Source organism: Chitinophaga sp. (assembly GCF_036566945.1).
Taxonomy (GTDB): domain Bacteria; phylum Bacteroidota; class Bacteroidia; order Chitinophagales; family Chitinophagaceae; genus Chitinophaga.
Genome location: NZ_DATCVJ010000865.1, coordinates 1 through 8,500, shown reverse-complemented (window position 1 = coordinate 8,500; position 8,500 = coordinate 1). Strand labels below are relative to the sequence as shown.

The 8,500-nt window shown below is 46.8% G+C and carries 6 protein-coding genes; all 6 read right to left on the bottom strand.

Features of this window, described 5'->3' with window-relative positions; translation table 11 throughout:
- Positions 1-275: 275 nt before the first annotated feature.
- The gene (locus VIP81_RS26175) at positions 276-1,490 is read right to left on the bottom strand and encodes an alginate lyase family protein (RefSeq protein ID WP_331968192.1); all 1,215 of its coding nucleotides are present in this window, start codon (positions 1,488-1,490) and stop codon (positions 276-278) included.
- Positions 1,491-1,501: 11 nt separating this feature from the next.
- A complete protein-coding gene (locus tag VIP81_RS26170; protein WP_331968189.1) occupies positions 1,502-3,556 on the bottom strand; it encodes an alginate lyase family protein in 2,055 nt (684 codons plus the stop codon).
- 67 nt (positions 3,557-3,623) lie between these two features.
- Entirely contained in the window at positions 3,624-4,619 is a 996-nt protein-coding gene (locus VIP81_RS26165) for a DUF4466 family protein (RefSeq protein WP_331968186.1), read from the bottom strand.
- Between the two features lie 22 nt (positions 4,620-4,641).
- A complete protein-coding gene (locus VIP81_RS26160) occupies positions 4,642-5,049 on the bottom strand; it encodes a hypothetical protein (RefSeq protein ID WP_331968183.1) in 408 nt (135 codons plus the stop codon).
- 43 nt (positions 5,050-5,092) lie between these two features.
- Positions 5,093-6,943, bottom strand: a complete 1,851-nt coding sequence (locus VIP81_RS26155; RefSeq protein ID WP_331968180.1) for a RagB/SusD family nutrient uptake outer membrane protein — start codon at positions 6,941-6,943, stop codon at positions 5,093-5,095.
- An 11-nt stretch (positions 6,944-6,954) separates the two neighbouring features.
- Positions 6,955-8,500 (bottom strand): SusC/RagA family TonB-linked outer membrane protein (locus VIP81_RS26150; protein WP_331968176.1); only part of this gene is annotated, 1,546 nt, incomplete at its 5' end.

The following is an 8,500-nucleotide window of genomic DNA, read 5'->3' as shown; positions in this document are numbered from 1 at the left end:
AATCAATTATTTCATAGTAATCATGAATATAATTAAATTTCTATTTATGAAAAACCACTTTATTTTTCCGTTGTAACTAGCTATCAGCTTCTTATATATTCAAACCTCCGCTCGTTTTTTTTTCATAAGCAGATCTTTTCTCCTCGTAAACCTACTAAAAAGAAATGCAGACAGCCGGCAGTGCATAAAAAGAAAACCCCGCATCTGTGCAGATACGGGGCATATCGTTGATTGATCTATGTCGTTAGCGCGCGGATTCGCGGAAAAGAAGACAACTATTTACCCCAGCCTGTCAACAGGAAGGAGTAACCAGGTGTTACCGGATGTAGGTTCCAGAATGTAGCCAGATCCAGATCAGGATATTTCTGATGAGCTATCATGGCCAGTTCCGCATATTCGTCTACATTCAGGGACTTAATTTGTTTGTACGGCCAGGCAGCCTTGTTTTCAGCAAAAGGAAGCATCCATTCAAATCCTTTGCGTAAAGTTTTCTTGCCGGGACTTTCATAATGCCACAAATCCACTTGTACCAGTTCGCCCATCGTGGCCAGCGCAAAAAAACCCTGGAGGTTAAATTCAGAATAATGCCAGGAGAGTGTGCGATCCAATTCTATTGGCTGACGGCCATCGGTTTCAAATTGCTGGTCTATCCGCTTCGTGGTATGTTCCAGCAGGATTTGTTTTGCCAGTTGTGGCTGTTCTGTAAACAGCGCCATGCTTACTGCCTGTACGTCATACCAGGTACCGTGATTATTGTTCGCCACCAGTTCTTCTTTTCCTATTTTGCTGGTAAGCATCCAGGTAAGAAACTGACGAAACCAGTCTTGTACTCCTCTAAAATCTTCTGCAGGAAAGGATTTGGCGCCTTTTAACAACTGCACGCCGTCAATGAGCGCCACCATTGCACGGGTATCTATCAGCCCAATACCTCTCCCCTGCGTAATGCCCGGGATGGACTGCCCGTAATTCAGGTGCGGATTCATTTTGGTAGCAGGGTCCAGGAACCACGTGCGCAGCAGCTTTGCAGCCTGGGTGGCATATTTTTCATTACCTGTGTAAAACCAGGCCAGCCCCAGTACATTTACATCACTGCATAAGGAATTAAAATAACCGTCATCCTTCACCGCATACCGTTCGGGATTAATTTCGCCATCTCTGCGGATATAAGGTAATCCGTTGGATTTGGTCGTATCCGGCCACCAGTAGGGACCTACACTCATATAGTCGTGCTTATCACCACTCGGTGGCACCTGACTTTTAAACGTTACCGAATAGGGCCCCTGCAGTAAAGCGCGATCAGCTAACTGCAGTAAGTCAGCCAATGCTTTCGTTTGTGCGGGTGCATGCTGTGCAATAGCGGCTTTGCTTTGTGTGAGCACGGACGACTTCAGTAAAAAAGTAGCCGGCGTTGCCTGCTGCGCTACTGTTTGTAGTGGTAAATATCCTGCCAATAATACAAACGCAGTCCTGGTAAATTTTCGCATATTCATTTTTCTATATTTTACTCCATCATTACTTTTTGCTCAGGACTGATCAGTTCCTGTGCTTTGTTACTGCCATTGCCGGCATACCTATTCAGTTGCATAGTACCATTCTCCACGCCATAGGCCGTGATTCCATAACCCGCATTATACTGTATCAGATTTTTACGGACGTCAATATACTTATTACCCGTGTAAAAATATTCCAGCAAAAGCCCACCCCGATCATTTGCTTCGATGAGATTTTCTTTGATGGCCACTTTTTCACAACCGGCTACACTGATGCCATACCAGGCATTACGGGCAACTTCACAGCTGTTGATCTCCACAGCACGACATTGATCCAAAGCAATACCACTGCCAAAAGGAGACGTATCCAAACGGCTGTTACGGATACGGATATCCGTACAATGTTTTAGCAACAAGTTATGTTGTAACCGTGGCCCGGGAATAATACTGGAGCCATTTTCATTGAAGTTGCAACGCTCTATGGTGATGCCATCTGCCCCACTGATTTCCACGCCGTTAAAGGTGCAACCCTGTACGGTGAGGTGAATAAATTGCAGTCGCTTCATTTGTCCGGTGTGTTGTGCGCGGAAGATAAAGCCGCCACGCTTGGCCAACGCCTTGAAGGAGCGATTACCATTGGGATCCTTTACCGTATCAGTGGTGATCGATCCTTCCAGTACCAAATCGCGGATGATTACATCGTGCATATCGTCTGTAGCATTGATCACTGCATCTCTAATACCAGAGGCCGGATCTACAAATAATACCGTACCAACGCCTTCTCCGCAAAGCGTAACACCGGAAGGAATTTTTAGTGTAGCCGTGAGCGTATGAATCCCTTTTTTAGCCACTACCCAGGTGTTAGTGCCGGCGGTTTTATTCAGCGCATCCTGCAACGACTGCCCCGGTGATACATACACCGCATTAGCAGGGATTTTCACATCGCAGGGAGCGCCTGCACCTGCTATATAGCCAATGGTGGAGGCTACCGGCGTACCGCCTCCTTTTACTTTCCGATAGCTTGCCGGCGTACGCAGTGCGGTTAATATACTGCGGGCCGCACGGGGCCGTATGGAGTCTGCCGCTTTTTTTGTTTTCGGGAGATAGATACCTTGGGCAGCATAATGCCGGTACACATATTCATAGTCGTCTCGCAATGCATTGACCCGATAAGAAATAGGCCCATAACAATAAGTACTGTCGCCCAATAAAAACCCTGCAGTATACTCATACCCCAATGCTATGCGGTTGTCTGCAATAGCAAATAAATCCGTTCCCTGTGTATAGGCAATCTGCGCAGCACCGGCAAACTCGCCAATGCCCGCCTGCACATGGTTTTGATCGCGCATGCTTTCCTGACTCTGCCCGCTGGGGTAAATGTATTTAAAGACACTCCCGTTTACCGGTGCATGTAAAAAATGATCTACTGCATTATCAAACATCGCATGGTTATCTGTAAAAACAGCGATGGCAATAATGGTGTGAATAATAGCCGCATCCCAGTTGCCATTGGCATTGGGATAGTAGTAACGTATCAGCGGATAATACACCGTCATCAGCATATGCGTGAACTGGTCTACCTCTTTTTGCTGCCAGCCGGCATTCGTATGCCGGATAATTTCCGCTGCATTACAAAATACATGACCTGTCCAGGCAGCCAGCAACTTGGCATCATTGTAATCAAAATCCCAGAGCCGGCCCGACCAGGCATTCATGATAGCAATGGCTTTATTGGCGTAGGCTTTGTCGTTGGTAATATACCATAGCAGGGCGCAGTTATAGGCCAGTCCTGCCCCTTTCGACAACTCATTGCCACCAATATTAGGATTGCCGGATGGCCCTCTCAGCACATGCGTATATGCTTCTACGTTATAGGAGGTATCTGTAGCAGCCTTCAATCTTTCAAAAGCACTCTTCCACGGTTCCGCACCCGCCAGCACCTGTTGCTTCATATAGGCGAGGTCGTTACCTGACTGGTCCATCCCCGGATGTACAAAAGGTGTTGTTTGGGCATTACCTGCATTTGCCAGCAGACAACACAGCAAAAAAGAAAATATTTTTTTCATCACGTCCGGAAATTAAAAGAGGGTGTATCAAATGTACCATCGCTACTTTGAAACACCCTCCCGGTTATTATTTCATGGTGTATCGCTTGATGCTGATAACAGCCAGCTTGTTTTTATCATCTGTAAGATTAATAAAAACATATCCCCTGTATTTTCCATCTGCCGTTTCTACCCAGGCGCCAGCTTCCTTTTTCAGGTTAATGGCATAGTCTGGCGCAGAAGATAAATCCCTTTGTATAAAATCCACATCATCGATATAAACACCGTATTGTAAACGCGCCAGGTTAAAATCACGCAGGTCCCATACTTTGCTGATTTTCGTACGCCTGTTTACGTTGGCAGGCAACGTAACGCCGGGCAGGTATTCCGGATTGGACCCGGGCGATACCAGTGCATGCGCGAAAGTAACCGTAGACATGGCACGGTACAGGTATACCAGGTCAATCTTATCTGCATTCGCAGCAGCGTCGGCCGCATTATATACTTTCATATCTGCGAGTGACACGTAACAGGAATCACCGTCTTTCACTCTCATATCCAGCGCCATATCCATTTTTGAAATGGTATAAGGTCCCATGGCATAAGTAACGGTTTCCCCATCGCTGCTCTTTGCGGTAAAGGTAAATTTCACCGTTTGGCCACGCGCTGCTTCCGGGATCCTGTAAAAATAACGGAGCGTAACGGCGTTGGTATCTTTCGTAAAAATAACAGTAGTCGATGTTTCCTTGTTAACAGAAGGATCACCGATAGATATGCCGACATCATTACCGGTACTACCATTGGTATAGTAAGATTTGTTTTCAAGGTAAGTTTCCGGCGCACCGGCAATAGACGCATCTACCTGCGCGCTTACTATTTTACCTTTGGTAGCAGGGAGTGCCATGGCATAGGCAAACTCAATGTTCTGGCCTACTATATTAGGTCCCAGTGTACGCTTGATGCAGTCGTTCTGCAACTCGGTTTTAGCCACGGGCACGGCATAATCCTTATCCTTCACACATCCAGTTAGTGTCAGGAAAAAGGAAGATAACAGGAGTGTATATTGAAAATATGTACTTCGCATATGCAATGTTTTAAAATGAAAATCACTTTGGCTGAACGGTCAGTATCACTTTATACGTTTTCCTTACCTGCCGGTTGCCCGATACCACCGTCCACTGCCTTGGATTAGCCAGGTCAGAGAAATCGGTTCTACCGGCAATCTTCGGATCCAGTTTAGCATCCGATACCAGTGTAAACTGCGGATACAGATTCTTCAGATCGGTGCCATATGCCACCACCGCCGTAACGGTGCAGGCAGCCGTATCTACCACGGCATTTTTTGTCAGCACCGTCAGAAAGTCGGGTCCCAGCAATTCGAAACTGCTGACATAGCACTCCGCTCTGGGAGTAATCAGCAGGCCATCTTCATCTATCGGATAATCTTTTTTACAACCCATCCAGGTGAGGGCAGTAAAGAAAGAAAGCAGGGTTATGATTGCATATTTTTTCATCTTGTGGGTGTTTATTATTTGGAAACTCAATTCAGCCAATGGGTTACAACCATGGCGTATTCTGCGTCAGGTTAGGATTACGGTCGCGCTCTTCCTGTGGAATCTTAAAAATGTAACACTGCTGATACGTACGCTGTGATGCATTCTGGAAATAAGGTACCACCTCTAAACCTTGTGTATCTCTTACAGATACACCCGGACCATTGGGAGGACCCCATACCCGCTCAATCGCTCTCCAGCGACGCAGATCAAATCCACGTTGTCCTTCGGCCAGTAATTCCACAATACGTTCCTGTTCTATGGCATTGAAAAAATCGGCTTTGGTAGCAGTTTTATCGGCGTTCAGCGGAGGGAGGTTACCACGATGACGCACCCTGTTCACTACATCGATGGCGTCGCCCTGTGGTCCGCTGGCTTCATTGCTGGCTTCTGCATACATCAGGTATACATCTGCGAGGCGCATTACCGGGTAAGCATAGTCACCATCGCTACGGCCCAGTCCCGCCTTGTTACGCACAAACTTGCGATATACATAGCCCGACTTACAACCATCGGTATTGTAGGCGATATAATTCACCCCATCAATCTTTACCTGCGATCCCCAGCTTTTATAGATGAAAGGAATCCAGCCGGTAGGTTTCAAAGAGGCCATCCCTGCCAGCACTTCATAATCCCATAAAATAGACGCTTTCATGCGGTAGTCACGGTTAGCATAGCTCTGTGGATTTAAAGCCGAATTCGGGGCCGTTCTGGCCGTTGGCTGGGTAGCAGGATTCATCGGTATCAGCTTGGGCGCAAAATCGCCTGTAATCGTCGATTGATACCTATCTGCGACTTCAAAGCGGGGAGATACCCAGCATTGACCGGATTCCAGGGAGCGACCCGCAAAATCACGCAACAACTCTTCTCCCTGACCAGTACCAATACCACCATGATTAAAGGCCATGATCATTTCCGGATTGCCATTGGCTTTGGATGTAAAGAGATCATAGTAATTAGGCAGTTTATCTGCCTTACCCAATTCATCACATTCACCCGGCTCCCCATTCATATACAACGTTAAGCCATAGTTATTGATCACGGCTTTAAAATCCGCAGCGGCAGCAGTATAAGCGGCAGTAGCAGCACCCGCATCCGGTGTGAACGTGCTTAGCTCAGGCCAGCCAAACTTATTCCAGCAGGCCCAGAATAATTGCAGCTTGCCACGAAAGGCCAGGGCAGCGGGTTTGCCTACACGTCCCTGTTGAGTAGCTTTCACCGGTAACTTTTCAAAAGCGTAGGTGAAATCTGCCAGGATGGAATCTTTTATCTGCGCAATAGGCATACGACTCAAACTCGTTACCTCCGAGTTGTCATTAATAACATGACCTATATAAGGCACATCGCCCCACATGGAAATCAGGCGGAAATACACCATGCCACGCAGTAACCGCGCTTCTCCAATCACCGCTTCCAGGTTAGGTATGGAAGTGCTGATAGCATTGGGCAACATCTTCGTCACGTTTTCAATCACGTAGTTAGCGCGACTCACACCACCATAGGCATACTTAAAATAGTTGTCAAACTTATTGGCGTAGCCGGAAGGATCATAACCGGCTTTAAAATAGGCCCCGCCTTTCTGCAAATTATTTTCTACAGTACTGTTAGACGCATTGCGGGTTTTGGAATATTCTCCCTGACCATCAAAATAATAATCACGGTCAAATAACGGACGTATATCCGCATAGGCGCCCATTAAGGCAATGGTAGCATCACCCTCCGTTTTCCAGAAAGAGGCAGTGCCCAGATCAACGGTAGGCTGCTGATCCAGTAAGTTTTTTGTACAAGAGCCGGCAAACAGGGAAAAGCCTGTCAGCATAGCTACGAGACGTATCGTTGCAGTTGTTCTTTTCATAATTTCAGCATTTAAAAACCAACATTAATACCAGCTGAATAAGATTTATTCAGTGGGTATGCATTACTCTTGTTACCGGTTTGTTCCGGGTCCAATCCACGGAAAGAGGTGATAGTGGCCAGGTTTTCAGCAGATCCAAAAATGCGGACACTGTTGATACCGATTTTTTTCACCAGGAAAGCAGGCACGGTATATCCGAGCTGAATATTTTTCAACCGCAGATAACTCATATCGTCCAGCCAGAAAGTAGTTTGCTCCCTGTTTTTACCGCCGCCGCCTAAACGTGGCCAGGCGCCGGCACGGTTTTCCACGGACCACGGATTATTCCAGGTATCCCAGGAAGATGCATATCTCGCTGTGGAGAAATTCACATCGTTGTAGTTGTTGATCCAGTAATCTTTACGCCCCGTGGCGCCTTGTAACAAGATGGCTACATCAAACCCCTTCCAGCTAACAGTTGTCGCAAAGGCAAAGTTGGTAGTAGGTCTGTCGCGTTGCGTGTTGGGATATGCTTTTTTATCGTTGTCATCTATACGGCCATCGCCATTCAGGTCTTCACGCAGGATATCACCGGGACTGGCGCCTTGTGGAGTAGCATTGTACACATCCTGCCAGGTTTGTGCAATACCTTTATCCTGGTAGCTATAAAGGAAATGATAAGGCAGGTCCAGGTACACCCAGTCACGTGGCAGGTAGCCAGCCCATTTCTCCAGCTGCGTTCTGTTATAGGAAGCATTCAGGTTAAAGCTGTAGCGGAAGTCACCGGCTTTGTCGGTCCAGTTGAAATTGCCTTCCACCCCACGGTTACGCAGATTACCAATGTTTCTGCGGGGAGCTGCATAAGCCCCGTTCAGTAATATAGATAAATCCGATTCCTGGTTCATGCCGGTAGTCAAACGGTCGTAGTAATCCAGTTCTGCTGTCAGGCGATTATTGAAGAAGCCCAGATCCAGCCCGGCGTTGAACACCTGCGTCGCTTCCCAGGTCAGGTTCTGGTTAATCATTGTTTTATTTACAAACCCTTTCACAATACCGGCATCGTTCATATAATTGCTGACATCGAGGGTTTGCTGCTGTTCATATCTCCCTACCCTGCTGTTATTTCCCAAACCACCATAAGATACCCTGAGCTTACCATTGGTTATGACATCTCCTACGAGGTGCTTTATAAAACCTTCTTCTATGAACCGCCAGCCGAGAGCTGCAGAGGGAAAGAATCCAAACCTGTTTTCAGGCAGGAATTTCGAAGAGCCATCATAGCGAAAGTTGAACTCTACCAGGTATTTATCAAACGCGGTATAGTTTACACGACCAATATAGGAACGCAATCCTTCTGTACTGGAATTGCCACCGGCTGTTTGTGTGCCGGGTAAGGCAGCATCTATTTCATGCAGTGTTGGATAGATCCTGTCGTTGCGGGAGGAAGACTGATAACGATCGTACCAGTATTCTTCGCTGTATACGCCAAGAATATTCAGGTCATGATTTTTATTAAACGCTTTATGATAGTTTAAACTACCATTGAGCATGGTTTTGTAACCGGTGTTGGTATAGTTG